15 protein-coding genes and 1 pseudogene are annotated in these 21,416 nt (G+C 73.0%); 8 read left to right on the forward strand and 8 right to left on the reverse strand.

The window, feature by feature from the left end:
* Positions 1–32: 32 nt before the first annotated feature.
* Positions 33–839 carry a class I SAM-dependent methyltransferase gene (locus CEY15_RS12120; protein WP_042329186.1) on the reverse strand — a complete coding sequence of 269 codons (807 nt, stop codon included), beginning with the start codon at positions 837–839 and terminating at the stop codon, positions 33–35.
* A 56-nt stretch (positions 840–895) separates the two neighbouring features.
* On the opposite strand from CEY15_RS12120, the gene CEY15_RS12125 reads away from it, so the two are divergent.
* Positions 896–2,203: a glycosyltransferase family 4 protein gene (locus CEY15_RS12125; protein ID WP_095718659.1), complete on the forward strand. Its 1,308-nt coding sequence runs from the start codon at positions 896–898 to the stop codon at positions 2,201–2,203.
* Here the strand turns inward: CEY15_RS12125 and CEY15_RS12130 are convergent.
* Complete coding sequence (locus CEY15_RS12130) at positions 2,148–3,947, reverse strand: hypothetical protein (protein WP_245847597.1); 1,800 nt, start codon at positions 3,945–3,947, stop codon at positions 2,148–2,150. The two genes, CEY15_RS12125 and CEY15_RS12130, sit on opposite strands and share 56 nt — an antisense overlap.
* Before the next feature lie 126 nt (positions 3,948–4,073).
* Between CEY15_RS12130 and CEY15_RS12135 the strand changes: the two genes are divergently transcribed.
* Positions 4,074–5,312 (forward strand): oligosaccharide flippase family protein, encoded by a 1,239-nt coding sequence (locus CEY15_RS12135; RefSeq protein ID WP_095718661.1) that lies wholly within the window; start codon positions 4,074–4,076, stop codon positions 5,310–5,312.
* Positions 5,313–5,458: 146 nt separating this feature from the next.
* Here the strand turns inward: CEY15_RS12135 and CEY15_RS12140 are convergent, their stop codons facing one another.
* On the reverse strand, positions 5,459–6,844 hold the full coding sequence (locus CEY15_RS12140) for a DUF3068 domain-containing protein (protein WP_245847598.1): 1,386 nt from the start codon (positions 6,842–6,844) through the stop codon (positions 5,459–5,461).
* A 100-nt stretch (positions 6,845–6,944) separates the two neighbouring features.
* On the opposite strand from CEY15_RS12140, the gene CEY15_RS12145 reads away from it, so the two are divergent.
* The gene (locus CEY15_RS12145) at positions 6,945–8,186 is read left to right on the forward strand and encodes an acyltransferase family protein (protein WP_176475102.1); all 1,242 of its coding nucleotides are present in this window, start codon (positions 6,945–6,947) and stop codon (positions 8,184–8,186) included.
* Positions 8,187–9,097: 911 nt separating this feature from the next.
* On the opposite strand, the pseudogene CEY15_RS18805 reads toward CEY15_RS12145, so the two are convergent.
* Positions 9,098–12,619, reverse strand: a pseudogene (locus tag CEY15_RS18805) (alpha-(1->3)-arabinofuranosyltransferase domain-containing protein); the annotation flags it as partial.
* A gap of 21 nt (positions 12,620–12,640) precedes the next feature.
* The gene (locus CEY15_RS12155) at positions 12,641–12,829 is read right to left on the reverse strand and encodes a DUF2613 domain-containing protein (RefSeq protein ID WP_245847599.1); all 189 of its coding nucleotides are present in this window, start codon (positions 12,827–12,829) and stop codon (positions 12,641–12,643) included.
* 155 nt (positions 12,830–12,984) lie between these two features.
* Between CEY15_RS12155 and CEY15_RS12160 the strand changes: the two genes are divergently transcribed.
* Genes CEY15_RS12160 through CEY15_RS12170 form a run of 3 tightly spaced genes read left to right on the forward strand, consistent with a single transcriptional unit; the run spans position 12,985 to position 16,636 of the window.
* Positions 12,985–13,686: a TetR/AcrR family transcriptional regulator gene (locus CEY15_RS12160; RefSeq protein WP_245847600.1), complete on the forward strand. Its 702-nt coding sequence runs from the start codon at positions 12,985–12,987 to the stop codon at positions 13,684–13,686.
* On the forward strand, positions 13,683–15,563 hold the full coding sequence (locus CEY15_RS12165) for a long-chain-acyl-CoA synthetase (RefSeq protein WP_095718665.1): 1,881 nt from the start codon (positions 13,683–13,685) through the stop codon (positions 15,561–15,563). The genes CEY15_RS12160 and CEY15_RS12165 overlap by 4 nt, the downstream gene beginning before the upstream one ends.
* Before the next feature lie 35 nt (positions 15,564–15,598).
* A complete protein-coding gene (locus tag CEY15_RS12170; RefSeq protein WP_095718666.1) occupies positions 15,599–16,636 on the forward strand; it encodes an alpha/beta hydrolase in 1,038 nt (345 codons plus the stop codon).
* A 24-nt stretch (positions 16,637–16,660) separates the two neighbouring features.
* Here CEY15_RS12170 and argJ read toward each other — a convergent pair whose 3' ends face one another.
* Entirely contained in the window at positions 16,661–17,893 is a 1,233-nt protein-coding gene (gene argJ / locus CEY15_RS12175; RefSeq protein ID WP_245847601.1) for a bifunctional glutamate N-acetyltransferase/amino-acid acetyltransferase ArgJ, read from the reverse strand.
* A 297-nt stretch (positions 17,894–18,190) separates the two neighbouring features.
* On the opposite strand from argJ, the gene CEY15_RS18500 reads away from it, so the two are divergent.
* Together CEY15_RS18500 and CEY15_RS12180 are read left to right on the forward strand one after the other, a co-directional pair.
* Positions 18,191–18,331 (forward strand): hypothetical protein, encoded by a 141-nt coding sequence (locus CEY15_RS18500; RefSeq protein WP_176475103.1) that lies wholly within the window; start codon positions 18,191–18,193, stop codon positions 18,329–18,331.
* Positions 18,332–18,473: 142 nt separating this feature from the next.
* Entirely contained in the window at positions 18,474–18,938 is a 465-nt protein-coding gene (locus CEY15_RS12180; RefSeq protein ID WP_095718667.1) for an SRPBCC family protein, read from the forward strand.
* A 32-nt stretch (positions 18,939–18,970) separates the two neighbouring features.
* Here CEY15_RS12180 and CEY15_RS12185 read toward each other — a convergent pair whose 3' ends face one another.
* Both CEY15_RS12185 and CEY15_RS12190 read right to left on the reverse strand, forming a co-directional pair.
* On the reverse strand, positions 18,971–20,101 hold the full coding sequence (locus tag CEY15_RS12185) for an NAD(P)H-dependent flavin oxidoreductase (protein ID WP_095718668.1): 1,131 nt from the start codon (positions 20,099–20,101) through the stop codon (positions 18,971–18,973).
* A complete protein-coding gene (locus CEY15_RS12190; RefSeq protein WP_095718669.1) occupies positions 20,098–21,390 on the reverse strand; it encodes an APC family permease in 1,293 nt (430 codons plus the stop codon). Before CEY15_RS12190 ends, CEY15_RS12185 begins: the two co-directional genes overlap by 4 nt.
* Positions 21,391–21,416: the final 26 nt, after the last annotated feature.

Here is a 21,416-nt window from a genome sequence, read left to right on the forward strand (position 1 = left end):
CACCGCGTACCCAACCTGCGTGGACAGAACAGCTAGCGCGCCCGCAGCACCACCACGAGATTCGACACCAGGACCTCGCGCACCACCGGCACCCGCACCAGCCACCACGCCCACCGTGGGTGATACCTCGGGAAGGCGGCGAGCAGGTCACCCGATCCCGTCCCACGCGCCCACTCGAGACCCTCGGCGCACCCCACCCGGAACAGCGATTCGCCGTACACGTTCTTCGGCGGGCGGCCGTGGCGACGTTCGTACAGTCGCCGCGCGCGATGCCCACCGAGGTAGTGCGTCACTCCCATCTCGTGGCCACCGAACGGGCCGTACCACAGGGTGTAGGAGACCACGACGAGGCCGCCGGGCCTCGTCACCCTGCACATCTCCTCGGCCATCGTCCAGGGCTCGGGCACGTGCTCGGCCACGTTGGAGGAGATGCACACGTCCACCGAGCCCGACCGGATGGGCAGCGACATCCCGCTCCCCCGGACCGACCCCGCCTGGTCCAGTCCGGCCGCCGACATCTCCCCCACATCGGGTTCGACGGAGACGTAGCGCGCCCCCTCGGCGGCGTAGGCGTCCGAGAAGTACCCGGGCCCGCCCCCCACGTCGAGCACCGTGAGGCCCGGGAGTCTCGCCCCCGGCCCGGCGGGCGCCAGGTCCCCGGCGTCCGCCCACAGGTCCGCCACCAGTTCGACCGTGTCGCGCGCCAAGCCGGAGTAGAAGGCATCCGGGTCGGACTGCTCGAGCGGGAACGACCGCAGGAGACCGAGCGAGCGTCCGAGACTCGCCCGGCGGGCCACCGAACGGAGCGCGCCGGACCGATGATCTGCAGGTGGGGTCACAGCGGAGACGATACCGGCGGGCCCGTGGCCGATCCGCGCTGCGTACAGTGTGCGCCGTGGCTCGAATCCTGCTGCTGTGCTGGCGAGACAGCACCCATCCACAGGGCGGCGGCAGTGAGCGCTACCTGGAGCACGTCGCGGACGGCCTGGCGGCCGCCGGGCACACCGTCGTCTACCGGACCTCCCGTCCCCGTGGAGCGCCCCGTTCGGACGTGAGACGAGGTCTCGCCGGGGCCGGGCCAAGTTCCGCGGCAGCGGCAGGGGCAGGGGCAGGGGTCACGATCAGCCGTGGCGGCGGCCGCTTCACCGTGTACCCGCGGGCACTCGGGGCGATTCTCCTCGGTCGGTTCGGGGTGGGCCCGCTCGGTCGGTTGCGACGACCCGACGTCGTGGTCGACACCCAGAACGGCGTCCCGTTCTTCTCCCGCTTCGCCACCACCGCGCCCGTGGTGGTGCTGGTCCACCACATCCACCGCGAGCAGTGGCCCGTCGCCGGGTGGCTGGTCTCGAGGATCGGCTGGTGGATCGAGTCGCGCCTCTCGCCGCGAGTGCACTCGGGCAGCCAGTACGTCACCGTGTCACTTCCGTCGGCGGAGGAGCTCGTCGAGCTCGGAGTGGCTCCGGAGCGGATCGCGGTGGTCCGCAACGGTCTGGACCCGTTGCCTGACGGCGTGCGCCCGGGCGGGCCCGGGACCCGCGCCGACGGCCCGCACCTGGCGGTGTTGTCCCGACTCGTGCCGCACAAGCATGTCGAGGACGCCCTGGACGTCGTGGCGGCGCTCCGTGGGACCCACCCCGGCCTGGTGCTGGACGTCATCGGCAGTGGCTGGTGGTCCGACCGCCTCCGCGAGTACGCGGCCGAACGGGGTCTGGACCGAGACCAGGACCGAGACCGAGACAGGGGTCAGGACGGCGCCGGGCCCCGTCACCCCGCGGGTGCGGTCGTGTTCCACGGTCACGTGGACGAGGCCACCAAGCACCGGATCCTCGCCGCCGCGACGCTCCACCTCATGCCCTCGAGGAAAGAAGGGTGGGGTCTGGCCGTCTCCGAGGCCGCGCAGCACGGTGTCCCCACCATCGGATACCACCACGCGGCCGGGCTGCGGGACTCGATCGACGACGGCGAGACCGGCCTGCTCGTGGACGACGTCGCGGCCATGACGACGGCCACCGAACGTCTGCTGGCCGATTCCGAACTCCGTGACCGGATGGGCGAGGCCGCGCGACGCAAGGCCGCCGCGCTCTCATGGCCCGCGACCGCGTCGGCGATGGCGGAGGTCCTCACCGCCGTCACCGAAGGACGACGGGTCACCGGGGTGATCGGCGGCCCACCGCGGCGAGGATCATCGCCGCCAGACCGGTGACCAGCCACGCCACGTGCGCCGCGAGGACCGCAGCCCGGGAGGACTGGGACGCGGGCGGCGGGGCGGGCGGCGGCACGGCGAGCTCCTGACCGTCCGTCCCACCCAGTTCGTAGAGGACGAGTTCGGGGTCGGCGAACCTCGTCGTCGTCGCCGACAGAGTCCGGTCGGACTCCCCCCGGGGGCCGGCGGAGGTGCGCTCGTCGAGCACCCACCGCACCCCCAGTGCGGTCAGCGTGCGGGGGTGGTCGCCGCGTAGCAGCGCCTCGGTGGCCTCGCGGGCGCGGTCACCCTCCCCCGTCACCGTGCCGGCACCGCCCACCACCAGATCACCGGGGACCAGGACCCGCGTGTCAAGCATCCGGGGTGCGGGGTCGAGCACGGCGGCCCCGCCAGCCCACAGCGGGGTGGAACGGAACGACCCGGCCGGCAGGACCAGCATGTCGCCGGGCCGGCCGTCGACGATTTCCGCCACCCGGGCCCACCCCTCGCCGTACGTGACCGGATGGAGCGAGTCCCACAGCACGCGCGGGGCGTCGGGTACGGCGGCGACGGCCACGGCCGTGAGCAGCACCGCCGCCCCGACGGGTCGTAGCCGGGGGGCCAGCGCCCGAGCCGCCAGGCCCCAGGCGAGCACGGTGGCCGGCAGGGCGAGCGCCACGAACTTCTGGGTGTCGCGCAGCAGGCCCGCCGCCGGGATCGCGTCGACCACCGCCGCGAGCGCGGCGATCCCAGGGGCCGTCGCCGACAGGGCCACGAGCAGCCAGGTGACCAGCGCGAGGGGGACCGTGGCGCGGACCGTCGGGTCACGCCGGGCCCGCCAGATTCCGGGGGCCGCCACGGCCCAGACCGCCAGGAGGAGCACCAGTGCCGCGGCCGCCCACCAGCTCGTGCGGGAGGGCGGGACGGCCGCGGAGTTCCAGATCCCGCCCAGCGCCACCACCGAGCCCAGGGTGCCGATTCCGGTCTCGGCGCGGGCCGCGAACGCAGCGACCCCGGGGGTCCCTCCGACCGCGAACCCGCCGCCCTCGCCGACGCCGCCCGCCCCGCCGCCCCCGAGCACAGTGGCCAGCACCCAGGGCAGCGCGGTCACCGCGGCCACCGCCGCGAGCACCGCGGCCGACCTCGCCCGTCGGCGCGCCCCGCAGGCCAACGACACCGCTGCGGCCACCACCGCCAGCACCCAGCCGATCGGGGTGAGCCCCGCCACGGCCACCGCCGCGCACGCCGCCGCGAGGCGGGGCCTCGGGCCGGCCAGCAGCACCGGCAACGTCACGACCGCGGCCACCCCGGCCAGCAGGGACCAGTGGCCCTGGAGGAGACGCTCCACGACCAGCGGATTCCACACCGCCACCACGACGGCCGGCAGCCTCACCAGGTGGCCCGACCACCCCGGGGTGTCGACGCCCGCACTGGTCACCCCGCGGACCACCTGCCGGACCAGAGCGCCCGCGGCGACCGCTATCCACACGCAGAACGCCGCCGTGAGCAGCCCCGTCAGCGGCCACAGCGGCAGTCCGATGCCCTCCAGAGCGCGGGTCGCCCAGGCCACCGCCACGTCCTGCGGCACCGCCCGCGCCGCCGACTCGCCGAGGCCCAGAGCGGCGTCCGACAGCGGCGGAGTCGGCGTGGCCACCCAGTCCCGGAGCAACGGGAACCCCGGGCGGGCCAGGCCGGCCAGCAACAGCGCCGTGATCACCACCCCGACCGCGGCATCCACCGCGACGGCCACCCGCGAATCTGGCACCGGAACCGGAACCGGGCCCGGACCCGCGGGTCCGTGGCGCGGACCGGTCCCGGTGGCTGACATGGGCACATTCCACCATGCCGTCCGACGCGCCGAGGTCGCGGGCGACACCCTACGATCACCGGTGTGGACCCTCAGGCACGCGCGGCGGCACCCGGCTCCGCGACCAGGCGTTTCCTGACCGGTGCCGGGGCGGTGACGCTCGGGTCCCTGGTGGCCAACATCGCCGCGTACCTGCTCCACCTGCCGGCCTCCCGCTGGCTCGGGCCCGAGGGGTACGGCGCGTTCGCCGCCCTGCTCTCCGCGCAACTGCTGGTCGCGGTGCCGTCGCTGGCGCTCCAGGCCGTCGTGGCACGGGAGCTCGTCAGAGGGGTCCCGCACGAGGCACTGCGCTCCCTGGGCGCGCGGGTCGCGCTACTCGTGGCGCTCATCGCGGCGCTCGCCGTGGCCCCGGTGTCCCACCTGCTCGACACCCCTGTCCTCGCCACCGCCGCCGCGCTGTCCCCCGGGCCGGTGTTGTGCCTGCTGGCCGCCGAACAGGGGTTGCTGCAGGGCGCCGAGCGGTTCCGCGCCCTCGCGATGGTGCTCGCGCTGGCGGGAGCCGGCAAGGTCATCCCGGCGGTCGCGGTGCTGGCCGCGGGTGGCGGGGTCGGGACGGCGCTCGCGGCGGGAGCGGTCGGTGTGGCGGGTGCCTGGCTCGTGGCCCGTCTGGTGGCCGCCGGGGTGGGCAGGTCGACGACGACGAGGGGTTCCCGCACCCGGGCCGGCGGCGCCGTGGTGTCGTCCCCCGGTGTGACGGCCGTGCTGGCCGCCGGCCAGGTCCAACTGGTGATGATGGCGCTGACCTCGGTCGACCTTCTCCTGGCCCGCGCTCTGCTCTCGCCCGAGGACGCCGGCCGCTACGCGCTCGGCGCGGTGGCCGCCAAGGCCGCGTTCTGGCTGCCCCAGGCGGTCGGCACCGTGCTCTACCCGAGGATGGCCGACCCCGCCGGCCACCGCGGTGCGGTCCGCTCGGCCGTGGGCGTACTGCTCGGGATCGGCGCGGTGGTGGTGCTCGCCGCCGTGGTGGCGGCGCCGCTCGTGCCGGCCGTGGTGGGCGAGGGCTACCGGCCGGTCACCGGGGTGCTGTGGGCCTTCGCGAGCCTCGGCGTCACCCTGAGCGTCCTGCAGGCGTTCCTCCTGTCGACCATCGCCGCCAACCGGACCGTGGAGGCGGGGATCGCGTGGATCGGCCTGCTGCTCACCGCCGCGGCCGTGTGGGCGGTGCCCCGGGAGTTGTCCTCGGTTCTCGGGGCGACCCTCGTCGTCGTCGTCCTCACCACCCTCGTCGCCGGCTGGCGGGCCCTGAGGGTCCGTCCCGCCTGAGCGTCCGAGCTGGCAGGCCACCCCAGGCCAGCCGACGAGAAGAGCGTCCCGCACACCCGCCTCTCGGGCGATGTGTGCGGGACGCTCTTCTCGTGGGACCGGGTCGGCGGGGGACCGGGTCTAAGGGGGCCCGGGTCAGCGGGCCGTCATGCGCGCGGCGCCGGCCCGGCTACCCCGTCCCCGCGGGCGCCACGGGTGGCGCGCGTCCCCCGTCCGGTGCGACCACCGGCGGCGCCGCGCACGCCCAGCAGGATCCCGCCGAGCACGGCCAGGACGCCGAGCACGCCCAGCACCGCCGGCAGGATGCGACCGAACGTGTTGAGGGTGTCGGCCGTCTCCTGGGCGGCGGACAGGGTCCGCTCCTGGGTCTCCTCGTTCCACCCGGACTCGAACCGGACGGCCGTCCGAGTGGGCTCGGCCCGCTCTTCCTCCATGCCCGCCGCATCGTTGACGAAGGCCTCTGCCTCGTCCTGGTCCTCGGCGAAGAACTGGTAGATGTTCTCGCTGCCGTTGACGACCTGACCGGTCTCGGGGTTCACGTACACCGTGCGGGTGTTGGTGTAGAAGCGACGCATGTCGACCTCACGCTCCGGGTCACCCGCCAGACCCCACTGTCCCGCGGTCATGCCCTCGCGCCGATAGCTGGCCAGGACGGCCTCCACGGCGGGGTCGTACCCGTCGCTGATCGAGGCGAAATGATCGCGGATCGAGGACCACATGTCGATCGGTCCGAGCTCCTGACGGAACTCGTACGCGTCGATGCCGCCGACGGTGGTCTCACCGACGAAGGAGATCGGATTGGTGGTGAAGGTGCTGGCGTCGAAGTAGTCGTAGTCCCGCTGCTCGGTGTCGAACGGGAACTTGTACTGCAGACCCCGTCGGACGAACCCGGCCGGTGCGGTCTCGTCGCCGGCACCGGTGGCGGCCAGCTGCAGGGTGCTCACGGCCTCGTCGGTCGGCTCGGCGGTCACCCGGTCCACGGTGACCCGGTCGATCGACGCGTTGACCAGGCCTTCTACCCCGTCCGATCCGCTCTTGTCCTCACGGAGCAGCGACTGCGCGGCCTGGAACGTGATGATCTCGGCGTCCGACGGCTCGACCGCCTGGACGCGGCGCTGCGAGTAGAGCGGGATGTCGTTGTCGATGAAGCAGGTGACCGGGAACTGGACATCCGAGTCGTCGGCGGCCGGACCGCCCGGGGTCTCGACGACCTGCTCGTCGTCGGTCGCGCCTTCGTCGGGCGAACCGCCGGCCGCGTCCTCGTCGTCGTTCGCGCCCCCGTCGCGGCACTCGGGGCGGTCGGCGTTGAGTTCGGTCGGCGAGTTGCCGGCCAGTGCCGCGCCGACCAGTACCGCACCCTGCGTGGTGTTGGTGACCGTGGTGGTGTTGATGTCCAGCGGGGTCTTCTTCTGCGTCGGCACCACGAAGAAGACCAGTGCCAGTGCGATAGTGATGAGGAACGCGCCGAGCCCGACGAGGACCAGTGCGGGCACTGACGACCTCCGTCCCGCGGAACTGCTCTGTCGTGCCATCGGTTGTCCTCCTGGAGTCGCCCTGGATCCACCGGTTACCCCCGGATAGCTTCCGGGTCGGTCGCCGGACCGGACCATCATCAGGAGAAGATTAACAGTGATGAAGAACGCATTCGCCACCCCCGACCGACAAGTCGGAACTCTCCCGTCCGCGACCGGGTTCGTGCCGGCGTTGGAGGGCTTCCGCGCGGTCGCCGCGATCGCCGTCCTCACCACTCACGTCGCGTTCCAGACCGGGTCCTCCACGGGATCGGCGATCAACCGACTCTGGGGCCGGTTCGACCTGTCCGTGGCCGTGTTCTTCGCGCTCTCCGGCTTCCTGCTGTGGCGAGCCCACGCCCTGCACGCCCGTCGGGGCGGACCCGGTACCGCCCGGTCACCGAAGTCCTACCTGCGTTCGCGGCTCGTCCGGATCATGCCCGCCTATCTCGTCGTGGTGGCCGCGGCGTTCCTCCTCATCCCCCAGAACGCCCGCACCTCGGCCTCGACCTGGATCGCCAACCTGACCCTGACGCAGGTGTACGTCCCCGACTCGCTGGTCGAGGGCCTGACCCACGCGTGGTCGCTGTCCGTGGAGATGTCGTTCTACCTCGTCCTGCCGCTGCTGTGGTGGGCGTTGGCCGGGCTGCGGGGCCGCGCGGCGCGGTGGCGGATCCCGGTGATCGCCGCCGTGGGGGTACTGAGCCTGGCGTGGGCTCTGGTCCCCTGGTACGGGCTCGGACTACCCGAACGGGTCAACGACCAGATCCTCCCCCCGGCGTTCGCCTCCTGGTTCGCGGCGGGGATGATCCTCGCCGAGCTCGCCGCCGCCCCGCCCGGTCGGCTGGCGTCGCTGGCCCGACACCGGCACGCACGATGGGGCTGGTGGGCCGTCTCCGCGGCGGCGCTCGGCGTCAGCACCGTCCCGCAGTGGTTCACCGAAGGCTTCGTGCACCCGTCCGGCCCCGAGTTCGCGGCCCGGACCGCACTGGGAGCCGTGGTGGCGTTCTGTCTGCTGGCGCCGGTCACGTTGGCTCCGCGGGGGCAGCGGTTCGCGCTGCTGGACTCCCCAGTGATGGGCATGCTGGGCCGGTGGTCCTACGGGGTGTTCCTGTGGCACGTCCTGGTCCTGCACTTCGCGTTCCAGATCGCGTTCGTGCCCATGTTCTCCGGGCACATGCTCGAGATCTGGCTGATCACCGTCGTGATCTCCACCGTTCTCGCGGCGGCGAGCTACGCGCTCGTGGAGGTGCCGTCGGGTCGTTGGTCCGCCCCCCGGCGAACTCCCCGCGGCACACCGAGCACCGACGGCCAGGCCGCGGCCACCCCGGCGCAGACGAGTCCCGCCACGGTCGCCACCTGAGGGAGCCAGCCGTCACCGGCGTACCCCAGCGGGTCCGGCCAGGGTGCGCGGGACAGCACCGCGGCCCCGGCGACGATCCCCACACCCGAGCCCACGACCAACAGGTCCCGCGCCCGCCCCGCGCCCAGGTGGCGACTGGTCACGAGCGCACCGCCGGTCAGCACCACCGCCAGTCCCAGCCCGACAGGTCCGGCCAGTGCGTAGGCGAGGGCCACCGTCGCGAGGCAGGTCACGACTCCGCCGCCGCGACGCACCTCGGCGCGGGCGCCTGCGCGGTCGCGACCGCGGAGCAGGAACAGGGTCAGGACCATTGCCAGCGCGAACGGTCCGGTCACCAACGCCGCCCGGTACGGCCCGTCGAGGGGAACGGTGAGCACGAGCGTGGCCCCGGTTCCGGACGCGGGCAGGACCCAACCCTGCTTCCAGCCGTCCACGGTCACCGGGCGGGCATCAGGCAACTCGGTGCCGTCGTCGGCGACCAGCCGGGCCCGCCACGCGGGGGTCACCGACTCCGGCACCACCAGGACGCGCTCCCGCGGGGCGGCGGGCACGTGCAGTTCCCGGCGCGAGGCCTCCCACCGGACCGTCGTGACCGCCCGGGTCGCCTGCAGCTCCCCGCCCAGAGCGGGCGCGCCCGGGGCGGCCTCCGCGTCGACGACGACGAGGCCCACCGTGTCCACCGAGAACGCCTCCCCGGGATCCACCGAGACCTCCACCGGCCCGGCGGGCATCGCGACGGGGTCGTCGTCGCACGGTTCGACGGCGATCGCGCGGCCCTCGAGCAGCTCGCGCCGCGTGGTCGACAGGCGGGTGGGGACCGTCCGGTCGCCGACGACCAACCGGGGTCCGTCCTGACAGGACAGGGTGACCGGTTCGCCATCCGCCGCCGGGAGGGCACCGATCCGGGCGCCCGCGGCGTCCTGAACCCACACCTCGGCGATCCCGGCCGGGACCCGGGTCCCATCCGGGGCCCGTACCTCGTCCGCGGCGTCGATCCGGACCGTGACGGTATCGGTGTGGTCGGCGGGGAGCGGGACGACGACGGAGCCGTCCTCCTCGGTCGCGAGCTCGTCGAGGTCGACGCGCGTGGTCTGGAGCCCGGTGTCCACCGTGATGACCCCGGGAGCCGCCGGTGCGTCCGAGCGCGGCGCCCACAGCCTGAGTGAGCCGACCAGGTGGCGGCCGGGCAACCCCAGCTCCACCGTCGGCGAGGGGACGTCGGGGGCGTACCAGCTGGTCGACCGGTCCCCGTCGACGGCCGCCGAGGGTCCACCGGCGGGGTCGGTCACCAGGGACTCCCCCTCCGCCCGGACCTGGCGCGCGCGGGTGGTGGGGTCGCCACGCAGGACGTCGTCCAGGGCCTCCCCGACCCTCGGTCGCACGAGGAGCTGGGGGCGTACCGAGGTCCCGGCTGGAACGTCGAGAAGGCGGGCGAAACGGGCCGGCTCCTCGGGCTCGATGGCGAGCTCCGGGGCACACCGCACCGCGCCGGTCTCCTCCTCCGCGCCGGCCAGCCCCTCGACCGGGGTGCCGCCGTGGACGCAGTCGGACCGGCCCCCCAGTTCCTGGCGCAGCAGCCATCCGGACGGCGCCGCGGCATCGGCGGGCCGGTCCGGCAGCGCCACCACCCGCAGTAGAGGGATCTCCTCGCCGGCCGAGCTCAGCCCGATGTCCGACACCTCGAAGTAGGTTCCCCGACCCCCGTCTGCGAAGCCCGTCGCCGTGACCCTCACGGTCTCCGTGGGGCCCGGGGGGAGTGCCACGACGAGCTCACCACCACCTGCCGGGAACGCGGTGGTGGTGCCAGAATCCGTCCGGATCTGCAGACTGGTGGCCTCGGGACCGGCCTCGGGGACAGGCACGGTGATCCGGAGCAGGCCCCGGTCGACGGGTTCGGGCAGCGCGATCTCGATCCACTGCCCGAAGGCCGTGCCGTAACCCCCGGAACGCCAGGCGGTGTCCGGGTCTCCGTCGACCGCGGCCGCCACCGAACGGGAGGGCCGCACCGGGCCGATCTGGGCGGAGTCGGATGCCGAGGACGAGACCCGCACCCGCGCGTCCCACCAGCGGGCCTGCGCCCGCGCCGGCTCGGTGTCGGAGACCGTGGCCGCGTAGTCCGGGACCGCGCCACGGCTGCGACGCGGATCGCCCTCGGACCGGACCGCCGACGAGTGGTGGTCCAGGCGTCCGAAGTCGGTCTCGCGGTCCGTCGGTGAATCCGTGAGGACGGGACCTGTGGCCGCGACCGGCCGCGGCCTCGGGAAGGGATCGGAGGCGGGCTCCACGCCCGCCTCCCGGGCGTCGACCTCGAGCAGTCTCGTCACCCGGGCGGGGGACCCGACCGTGTCCCGCGCGGCCAACAGGTCGTCGAGCCGCGACAGGGACTCCGGCCCGCCGGCCACCACCGGAAGGTCGCGCACCTCCACGGTGTACGGGGCGGTGGCCGATCGTGGTGGCCCCGGCGACGCGGCGTCCGAGCCCAGCCGGGAATCGACCCGGTAGATCTCGATCGCGGGATAGGCCGGGCGGAGGCCCGAGTCGGGGACCACGGCCACCTCGTCGTCGATCGTGTCGACCGTGTCGACCGTGGCCAGGTCGTCGACCGTGGCGCCCCCACCCGCCTCGTCACCGACGTCCGTTCCCCCGACCGGTTCCCCGAACTCCGCGACCTTGACCAGTCCCGGGGATCCGTCGATCGCCTGGTGCACCAGGATCGGCCGGGGCGCGCCGGAGTCGGCGGTGAGGTCGTTGCGCACCACCAGATAGCCGATACCGAGCGAGGCGAGCGTGGCCGCCATCCCCGGGGCGGGGTCGCCGTCCGCCAGGCGGCGCTGGACGGCGTCGAGAGCGCGGATCGCCGGCGCGGGCTGCAGTGGCACCGAGTCCCGGACCGCCCACGGCGTGGTGGCCAGCGGTTGCAGCGGTTCGTCCCGGGTGACACCCCAGACCTGTCGACCGAAGGACGATCCCGGGACCACCAGGGCCCGCGTCGTCGCGGCCGGGTCCATCTCGTGACCGCCACCGTCGACGTCGGTGGCCCCCGGCCGGGCCACCGGTGCGTTCTCCGAGAGCCACCCGGCGGCCTCAGCCCAGTGATCGGGGACAGCGGCATGGGCGCCCACCGGCGCGAGCCGGCCGAGCAACGCCGGAGCCACAGTGACGGTGCCCGCGAGCACGACGACCATGGCGACGGCGACCCGGCGGTTCCGCTCGGGGTGCGCCAGCGCGGTCCAGCCGCCGGCGGCCGGCTGCGCCTGCCGCGATCGCCCGGACTCCCCGCGCAGGCCGGAGAGGAGGACCGACAGCAGATGGGCGGTGCCCAGCACCAACGGCAGGCGGAGCAGGGGGTCGAACTTGTGGAGGTTGCGCAGTGGCGCGCCGGCGCCGTCGAGGAATCCGCGGAGGGCCTCGGCGAGTCCACCGCCGGCAGGCCCGACCCACGGCGCGGCCATCGCCACCAGTCCGACCGCGGCGATGGTCAGGAGCCGGCCCCTGGCCGGCATCCCCCGGTGGACCAGACCCACCACGCCGACAGCCGCCATCACCCCGGTGGCCAGGACGAACACCGGTTCGCTGGTGAGAGCTGCGCCGGCCACCCGGTCCGTGGACACGAACGGCACCCACGTCGCGGCCCCGCGCAGCACCTCGGTCGCCGACGACCACCGCGTGGTGACCTCAGCCGACTCGATGTAGTCCAGGAACGGGGGGGAGACCCGACCCAGGAGGACCAGGGGGACCGCCCACCACACGCACGCCGCGAGAGACAGGGGCAGCCACCACGCCGCGAGCCGGGCCCATGTCCGTCCGGGTCGGAACATCAGCCACCAGAGGATCGCCGGTAGGCAGGCGATGGCGGTCGCGGCCGCGTTGACCGCCCCCATCATCGCCAGGGCGAGCGCGGCACCGGCCCCACCCCGCCGCGGGGACATGCGTCCCTGCAGTACCCGCACCACCGGGAGCAGCACCCACGGGGCCAGCGCGACGGGCCAGATCTCGGAGGAGATCGAGCCGAGGTCGCCGAGCATCCGCGGGGCGAGGGCGTAGAGGATCCCCGCGACCGCCCGGGTCGGGCGCGTGCCGATCCGCAGTGCGGCCGCCACCCGGACCACACCGACGTAGGCGACCGTCAACAGGACAGCCCACCACAGGCGTTGAGTCAGCCAGGCGGGCATCCCGACCAGGTCGAAGAGCACGAAGAACGGCCCCTGGGGGAAGAGATACCCGTATGCCTGGTTCTGGACCTGACCGCCGAACGACAGACCGGTCCACAGGTGGGTGGCCTGCGCGAGGAAGCGACCCGGGTCGACGACGAGGTCGTACTTGGTGTCGGGAACGACCAGACCCGGGGCCTGCAGGCAGGCCAGGAGGAGGAAGGCGAGGAAGACGACGACCGCGTCGCGCGCGCCTGCACCGAGACGGATCCCGCGGGTCACCTCGGCCGGCGCGGGGAGGGACTAGCGGGCGCCGTACTCGACCTGGCCCAGGAGGGCCTGGTCCGCAGGCGGCTGGGAGACCTCAGGAATGGAGTTCTCGGCCAGCGCGGAGCTGGCGCCGAAGGCGACGATGCCGCCGAGGACGATTCCGCCGACTGCGCTGGCGAGCGCTCCGGTACCGAAGCTCATCGAGTTCTCCCTGCGGGTCACGAGAATGGTGTGCACTGGCGCGTGCCGCGAGGCATGCCGATGCCGAAAGGGTATCACCCTGCACACCACGGATCGCGTGGAGTGTCGCCCACAACTACTTACTGGCCGGTAAGTTGGTGTGGGACACGACACCACGTCCCGCCGGAAGGAGTCTTGTGACGACGGGGACGAAACGCATCCCGCGCGCGATCCGCGAACAGCAGATGCTGGACTCGGCCATTCGCGTGTTCTCCGATCTCGGCTACCGGTCGGCGTCGATGGACACCATCGCCAAGGACGCCAAGATCTCCAAGCCGATGCTGTACCTCTACTACGGCTCCAAGGAGGAACTGTTCTCCGCGTGCGTCACCCGTGAATCCGGGCGGCTCATCGAGCACCTCACCTCCGCGGCGACCAGCGGCACCGGCGCACGTCACAGTCTGGAGAACGTCGTGGAGGCGTTCCTCGACTACGTGGACGATCACACGGATTCCTGGAACGTCGTGTACCGCCAGGCCGTCGCCGAACCCGCGTTCAGCGAGGAGGTCGAGAAGACCCGTTCCGTCCTGGTGGATCTCACCACCGACCTGCTGGCGCAGAACTCGGTGGACGGGCGCAGTCGCGAGGTGCTCGAAGTGGTCGCCACAGCGCTCGTCGGGGCCGGCGAGGCGGTCGCCGATCGCGTCGCGCACCGGTCCACACCCAAATCGGTGGCCGCGGGGGTGGTCGTCGAGCTCGCCTGGCGGGGCCTTGCCGGGGATCCCGCCAGGTCACTCACCGCCGCGTCACCCACAACCACGTCGCCAACTACCACGTCACCCACCACCGAGTCAGCTACAACCACGTCACCCACCACCCCGAAAGAGGAGAAGCCGTGACCACCACGTCCACTGAGACCACCCGCAGGGCATCGCAGGGAGCCAAGACCCTCACCCCGTTGGACCTGGCGGGCGGACTGCCCTCCCTCATCTCGGATCTGCCGACAGTTCTGCGTGGTCTCCGGGTCGTCCGCACCTCCCGGGGGACCGACAAGCTCTCGATCGGCCGCAGGTTCCAGGAACTGGCGGCCTCGCAGCCGGACGCCCCCTTCATGCGGTTCCTCGGCTCCGAGGTCTCCTACGGGGAGGCGAACCGACGCGCCAACCGCGTCGCCGAGGTACTCAGGGCCCGTGGGGTCCGGCGTGGCGACACCGTGGGGATCTGCATGGTCAACCGGCCCGAGGTCATGCTCGCCATCCTCGGTGCCGTCAAGGCGGGTGCCTCGGTGGGTCTGCTCAATCACCACCAGCGCGGTGAGGTTCTGGAGCACTCGCAGAAGATCATCGACTCGAAGGTCGTCCTCATCGGGGCGGAGTGCGCCGAGGCCGCCGAGTCCATCCCCCGCGAGAAGTGGCTCGGCGAGTTGATCGCCGTGGGATCCGAGGTCGACCTCCCGTTCCGCGACTTCACCGCCGGTCACCGCCCGGACGAGCTCTCCGATCTGATCTGGCTCGAGGACGAGCTGGAGAAGCTGGACGCGGACGCCGGCGCCACCAACCCGCCCGAGGCCGACGAGACGCTGGGCAATGAGACCGCGTACTACGTGTTCACCTCGGGCACCACGGGCCTGCCCAAGGCCTCGACCATGTCCCACTACCGCTGGAACCGGGCGCTGGCCGGTTTCGGACTGTCGGGCGTCCGGCTCAAGAAGGACGACGTCCTGCTGTGCCCGCTGCCGATGTACCACAACAACGCACTCACGGTCGGCCTCGGCTGCGTCCTCGCCGCCGGCGCGTGTCTGGCCATCGAGGAGCACTTCTCCGCGTCGAAGTTCTGGGACCAGGCCCGCGCCGCCCGGGCCACCGCCGCCATCTACATCGGCGAGATCTGCCGCTACCTGCTCAACCAGGAGCCCGGCCCGGGCGACCGTGACCACTCCATCCGGGTGATGACGGGCAACGGGCTCCGCCCCGAGATCTGGGACGAGTTCCAAGAGCGGTTCGGCGTCGATCGGATCTGTGAGTTCTACGCGGCCAGCGAGTGCAACATCGCCTTCGTCAACGCCTTCAACGTCGCCAAGACCACAGGCTACTGCCCGATGGACTTCGCGATCGTGGACTACGACCCGGACACCGGGGAGCCCCGCCGCGGCGCGGACGGCCGACTGACCAGGGTCGGCAAGGGCGGCACCGGACTGTTGATCAGCGGCATCTCCGACTCCCAGCCCTTCGACGGCTACACCGACAAGGAGGCCACGGAGAAGAAGATCATCCGCGACGCCTTCAGCGACGGCGACGCCTGGTTCGTCTCGGGCGACCTCATGATGGACCAGGGGCTCAAGCACGCCTCGTTCGTCGACCGACTGGGCGACACCTTCCGGTGGAAGGGTGAGAACGTCGCCACCACCGAGGTGGAGGCGGCCGTCAGCGCTCGCCACGAGGTCGATCAGGCCGTGGTCTACGGCGTGGCGGTGCCGGGGGCCGACGGCAAGGCGGGCATGGCCGCGGTCCGGCTGCACAACAAGTCCGACTTCGACGGCGCCGCGCTCGCCGAGCACCTGCGCAGTTCGTTGCCGTCGTACGCCGTCCCGTTGTTCATCCGGCTCTCCAAGGAGCTCGAGGTGACCTCCACCTACAAGAGCCGCAAGACCGAGCTTCGCGAGCAGGCCTTCGACACCTCCAGGTTCGACGATCCGCTCTACGTCCTGTCGTCCGACAAGGGGTACATCCCGTTCTACGATGGGGCGGAGAACGACGTCGTCGCCGGCAAGGCCTGAGGCCGGGGGCACCCAGGAGGAGGTCCCGCCGCCGCATGCCTGAACGCCGCGTGCCTGACCGAGGTCGTGCCGGCCGCCGCTCGCGCCGCAGCGGGACCGAACTGTCGCGGCGCGCCCTGTTGATCGGCCTGTCGGTGGGGGCGGGCGGCGCGGCGGGATGGGCGCTGACCTCGGCCCTCGGGGCCGGTGACCACGACGAGCCGACGTCCGGCCCGGGCGTCGACTCCGTGGCCGCCCGCCCCTACGTCCCGCCCGAGGGCGCGGTCGGAGTCACCGAGCCGCGCCGTTTCTTCTACGGTGAGCCCGGCGACTCCGACGGCCAGACCTTCGGCGATCTCTACCTGCCCGAGTCGGCCAATCCAGCGCTGCCGGTCGTGGTATTGATCCACGGCGGCGGGTGGAGGGATTCGATGGGCCTGGCGTACATGGAGAACCAGGCTCGGGACCTGGCCTCCTTCGACGTGGCGGTGTGGAACATCGAGTATCGCCGGGTCGGCTCGGGGGGTGGGTGGCCCACCACGGTCGCTGACGTATGCCGGGCCGTCGACCACCTGGCGGAGGTGTCCGCACAGGTGGGCGGCCGGCTGGACCTGCGCCGGGTGCTGGTCGCCGGGCACTCCGCCGGCGGCCACCTGGCGCTGTGGGTCGCCGGACGGGCGCGCCTGCCGTCCTCGCTGCCCGGATCCCGTCCCGTCGTCCCGGTCTCGGGGTGTGTGTCCTTGGCCGGCGTGTCGGATCTCCTGCGCGCGGAGGAGGCCGGGGACAGGTACGTCGCCGGGCTCCTCGGGGGCCGCTCCGACACCCGTCGTCAGCGCTACCGCGACGCCTCGCCCGTGTCCCACCTGCCCACCGGGATCCCGGTGGTGTGCGTCCACGGTCGCGACGACGAGGTGGTGTCGCCCGAGCAGTCCGAGGCCTACGTGCGCGAAGCCCGGCGGGTGGGCGACCCCGCCCGCGTGTCCCTGGTCCCCGGTGGCCACGATCCGTGGGGCGACATCACCGGCCGGGTCTGGCACGACACCCGTGACACGATGCTCGCGATGGCTCGCCGGCCCCTGGGCCCCGTCGGCTGACGCGCGGCCCGCGGCCTGAAGCCGTCAGGTGGTGTAGTCGGCGTTGATCGAGATGTACTCGCGGGAGAGGTCGCAGCCGTAGACCGTGCAGGCGCCGTCCGCGACTCCCCCCTCCACGCCGCCGCCCTCGACACCCAGGTCGACCGCGATGGTGACCTCGTCGGCCCGCATGATCTCGGTGAGCCGCTCGAGCTCGGCGTCACCGGGGAACGCGGGGTAGGTCTCGAGGTCGCCGAAGACGATGCGCACCCGCTCCGGGTCGATGTCCGTGTCGTCCTGGCACTTGCCGATCGCCATGGCGACGCGACCCCAGTTGGGATCCGCCCCGTGGACGGCGGTCTTGACCAGGGGAGAGTTGAGGATCGTCTTTGCCACGCGCTTGGCCTGGGCGCGGTCCCGGGCGCCGGTGACCTTCACGGTGAGGAGCTTGGTGGCGCCCTCGCCGTCCCGGGCCAGCTGGAGGGTGAGGTCCAGGCACACGGCTTCCAGGGCTCGTCGGAGCTCCACGTCGTCCACCGGACCGGCCACACCACTGGCGAGCGCGATGGCGGTGTCCGAGGTCGAGGTGTCGGTGTCGACGGACAGACAGTTGAACGTGGCGTCCACCGCGCCCCTGAACGCGGTGTCCAGCGCTCCGGGCGTCACGGCGGCGTCGGTGAAGACCACGGCGATCATCGTCGCCATGTCCGGCTCGACCATCCCGACCCCCTTGGCGATGCCCACGACCCGGGCGGTGCCACCCGTCGTCGTCGTCATGTCCGCTGTCGCGGTCTTGGGGCGGGTGTCGGTCGTCATCATCGCGCCGGCCAGAGCGACCGCGTCGGCGTCGAACGCGGCGCCGGCCACCGAGTCGAGATGGGCGCGCAGGAGCGGCATGGGGTAGCGCCGGCCGATGACCCCGGTGGAGGCGATGAGCATCTCCCCGGGCGCCGCTCCCACCGCCGCGGCCGCGTGCTCGAGCACCTCGCGCGCGTCGGCCATCCCCTGCTCGCCGGTGGCGACGTTGGCGTTCTTGGCCACCACCACGACGCCGCGCGCCCGGCCGCCGACAGCGTTCTCCCGACTGAGGACCACCGAGGGGCCGGCGAAACGGGACCGGGTGAACACCGCGGACGAGGCCGGGGACGGGCCGTCGTTGACGACGACGACGACGTCGTCCCCCTCCTCGCGGAGCCCCGCAGCCCCGGCGTGCGCGCGGAAGCCCGCGGGCAGGGGGGTCGGTCCGGAGGAAGCGGTGGCGGTGCGGATGGCGTTCACGCCCCCGAGTCTAGGCCCGTCGACCGGCCCCCGGTCCTCCGGTCGACGGCCGCGTGACCCCCGCCCGGAACAAAATGTGAGACAGCTCTCACCTGAGCACTTTCAGTCGCCTACTTCCTGTCGCTATGAATGCGGCTTTACCGGACGCGGCACGGCATAACCCCATGTCAGGTGTGGTTCAGCGCCCTCCGTGGGTAACGTCGGGACCAGTCGTCCGGATGTACCCACCGAGCGTCCGAACGACGCAGACCACGGCGGTGGAGAGCCCACCGCCGGTACGACGAAAGGATCTCAACCATGATCTCCGACTTCATCAATGGCATCGCCACCGGTTCCGCCGCCGTCAACACCGGCTCCGACGCCGCCGACTTCGGCACCGACCTCATCGCCCAGGTCCTCGGGTTCTTCGGCGGCTTCGTCGAGAACTTCGGCTCCTGAGTCGACGCGCCTGACGGCGCACCAGCCCGGGCCGGGTTCGGCCTGGCCGGGCACCGCGTGTGACCGGCCCCGCATCGAGCGGGGCCGGTTTCCGCATTTCGGGCCGGGCCTGTCTCCGCATTCGGGGCGTTACCCTGGTGCCATGCAGCTCGATCTGTCCCGCCACGTCGCCGCCGGCCCCGACGAGGTCTGGGCCGTGCTCACCGACATCCCCTCCGCGCACCGCACCCTCACCGGGGTCCTCGCGGTCGAGATCCTCACCCCCGGGCCCTACCGACCGGGGCTGCGGTGGCGGGAGACCCGCAAGATGTTCGGCATCAAGGCCACGGAAGAGATGATGGTCCTCGCCGCCGAGCCCCCGCACTCCACCGCGATCGTCTCCGAGAACGGCGGCACCGAGTACAAGACGGTGTTCACCGTGACCCCGGACCCCGACGGCGCCGGATCGACCCTGCGGATGCGGTTCGGCTCCCACACCGCCCACGCCCCGGCGATCTCGCGGGTCGTGATGGCTCTGATGGGCGGGCTCGCCGAGCGATCGACCCGCAAGACCATGGAACAGGACCTGGCGGACATCGCCGCCGAGGCCGAGCGTCGCGCCGGCTGAGCCGCCTCAGTCGTTCATCCCGGGGCCACCGTTCATCCCGGTCGAGTCGTGCCGCGATCCCAGAGCTCGGCGACCACGTCCGCGGCCGGCCGATCCGCGTAGGCGTCGGCCGCGCGCCAGCCCGAGCCTGCCCACAACGGTGGAACCTCCACGTCACCGCTGGCGGTGGCGGCCGTGCGCATCGGCCCGGTGAGGACGTGCAGAAGAGGGTAAGCCGGTGGAGCGACCGCGTCGAACTCGGCCACGAACCCGTTGACCAGCGCACGGGCGTAGCGCCCGGTATAGCTACGCGTCGGCCTCGACTCGGTGAACCGTGGATCGGCCAACGCGGCGCGGTACAGGGCGTTCGTGCCAGCCTCGCGGGTACGCAGCAGGACCGTCCCCAGTCGGACACCGTCGGCGCCCGCTCCGACGGCTGCCGCGACGTCCTGCGGGGTGGTGATCCCACCCGCGGCGACGAACGGGACGTCCGGCAGTTCCGACCGGACGGACCGCACGAGGTCCACCGTCGATACCGAGTCCGGCCGTTCGCCGATGGTGGTGGTCGAGCGGTGCCCGCCCGCCTGCGCGGACTGTACCGAGAGCCAGTCGGCGCCCGCCTCCACCGCCCTGCGGGCGTCCCGCACGCCCGCGACGGTGACGACGACCGCGGTGCCCACCTCCTGCAGCGCCTCCACCACGTCGCGACCGGGGATGCCGAAGGTGAACGAGACCACGTCGACCGGGTCGGCGACCAGCGCGGCGAGGGTCGCCTCCTGGTCGAAGTCGGTGAAGTCCGGGCTCGCGCCGAGCGCGATCCCGAGTTCCTCGGCAACGGGTTCGATCGCGGTCGCGTAGTTCTCGACGGCCCGCGGTCCGCCAGCGGAGGCGAGGGCCGCGGCGGAGTCGTCCCGCTCCACCAGGAAGACGTTGACGCCGAACGGCGCGTCGGTGACCGCCCGCACGCGGGCGATCTCCGCGCGCGTACCGGCGGCGTCGAGGTAGCCCGAGCCGAGCATCCCCAGGCCGCCCGCCTCGCCGACCGCGGCGATCAACTCCGGCGTCGTGGGGCCTCCGGCCATGGGCGCCCCGACGACGGGCCTGCGGAGGTGGGCGGGCAGCAGGCGGCCGCGCCGGTCCAGCCGATCAGGACGGTCGTGGAACCGGGGCGGGCGCTCGCTCATGACTGTGACGGTACGCCCGGCGGGATCGCGCGACGGCGGGTGACCGCGTAGACCACTCCCCCGAGCGCGAAGACGGCGAGCCCGGCCACCACCGACTGCCACGGCAGGCTCCCGGCCACCACCACGCAGCCGAGCGCCCCGAGGACCGGCACCCACGCCGGCAGACGGCGGTGCTCGCGGGGGAGCCGCAGAGCGGCCGCGTTGGCGATGAGGTAATAGACCAGTACCGCGAACGACGAGAACCCGATCGCCTGGCGCACGTCCGCCACCAGGACGATGCCGGCCACGACCACGCCCACGCAGATCTCGGCCACGTACGGCGTCCGCGTGGTCGGGTGCACCGAGGCCAGTCGCGAGGGCAGGTACCGGTCGCGGGCCATGGCCATCGTCGTCCGCGAGACCCCGAGGATGCCCCCCAGCAGCGCGCCCAGCGCCGCGATTCCCGCGGCCACCCGCACGATCGGCGCGATCCCGCCGTCACCGATCCGCTGCGCCGCGTCCAGCACCGGCGCCGGGCCCGCCGCCACGCCCCCCACCCCGAGGATGTGGACCGTCGTGGCCAGGACCACCGCGTAGATGACGATGACCACGGAGATCGCGATCACCACCGCCCTGGGGATGGTCCGCTCGGGCTCGCGCACCTCCTCGCCCAGGGTGGCGATGCGTGCGTATCCGGCAAAGGCGAAGAAGCAGAACCCGGCCCCGCCGAGGACCCCGAGCAGCCGTGCGGGCCACGGCTGCTCGTCCACCGACGGCACGGGGAACACCGGGGGCGCCGCGTCGGCCGCCCCCGGCCCGATGGCCCAGGCCGCCACCACGAACACCGCGAGGACCGCCACCACGATCGCCACGAGCACCTTGGACGCACCGGCGCTGCGCTGGACCCCGAACACCGACAGCAGCGTCAGCGCGAGCACCGCGGCGGCCGCCACCACATGGGCGTGCTCCGGCCACACGTAGAGTCCCGCGGTGAGCGCCATCGCCGCGCAGGAGGCGGTCTTCCCCACCACGAAGCCCCAGCCCGCGAGAAACCCCGGCAACGGCCCGAGGACCTCGCGCCCGTAGACGTAGGTGCCGCCGGCGGCGGGGAACCGGGCGGCCAACCGGGCCGACGACACGGCGTTGCACACCGCCACCACCGCCGCGACCGCGAGCGCCGCCCACACCAGCGACCCCGCCCGGGCCGCCGCGGGGGCGAAGGCCACGAAGACCCCCGCGCCGATCATCGCGCCGAGGCCCACCACCACGGCATCGCTCATGCCCAGACGACGGTCGAGTGAGGCTGTCATTCGGGCATGGTCGCACCCGCAGTTGG

Source organism: Dietzia natronolimnaea (assembly GCF_002289575.1).
GTDB classification, from domain to species: domain Bacteria; phylum Actinomycetota; class Actinomycetes; order Mycobacteriales; family Mycobacteriaceae; genus Dietzia; species Dietzia natronolimnaea_A.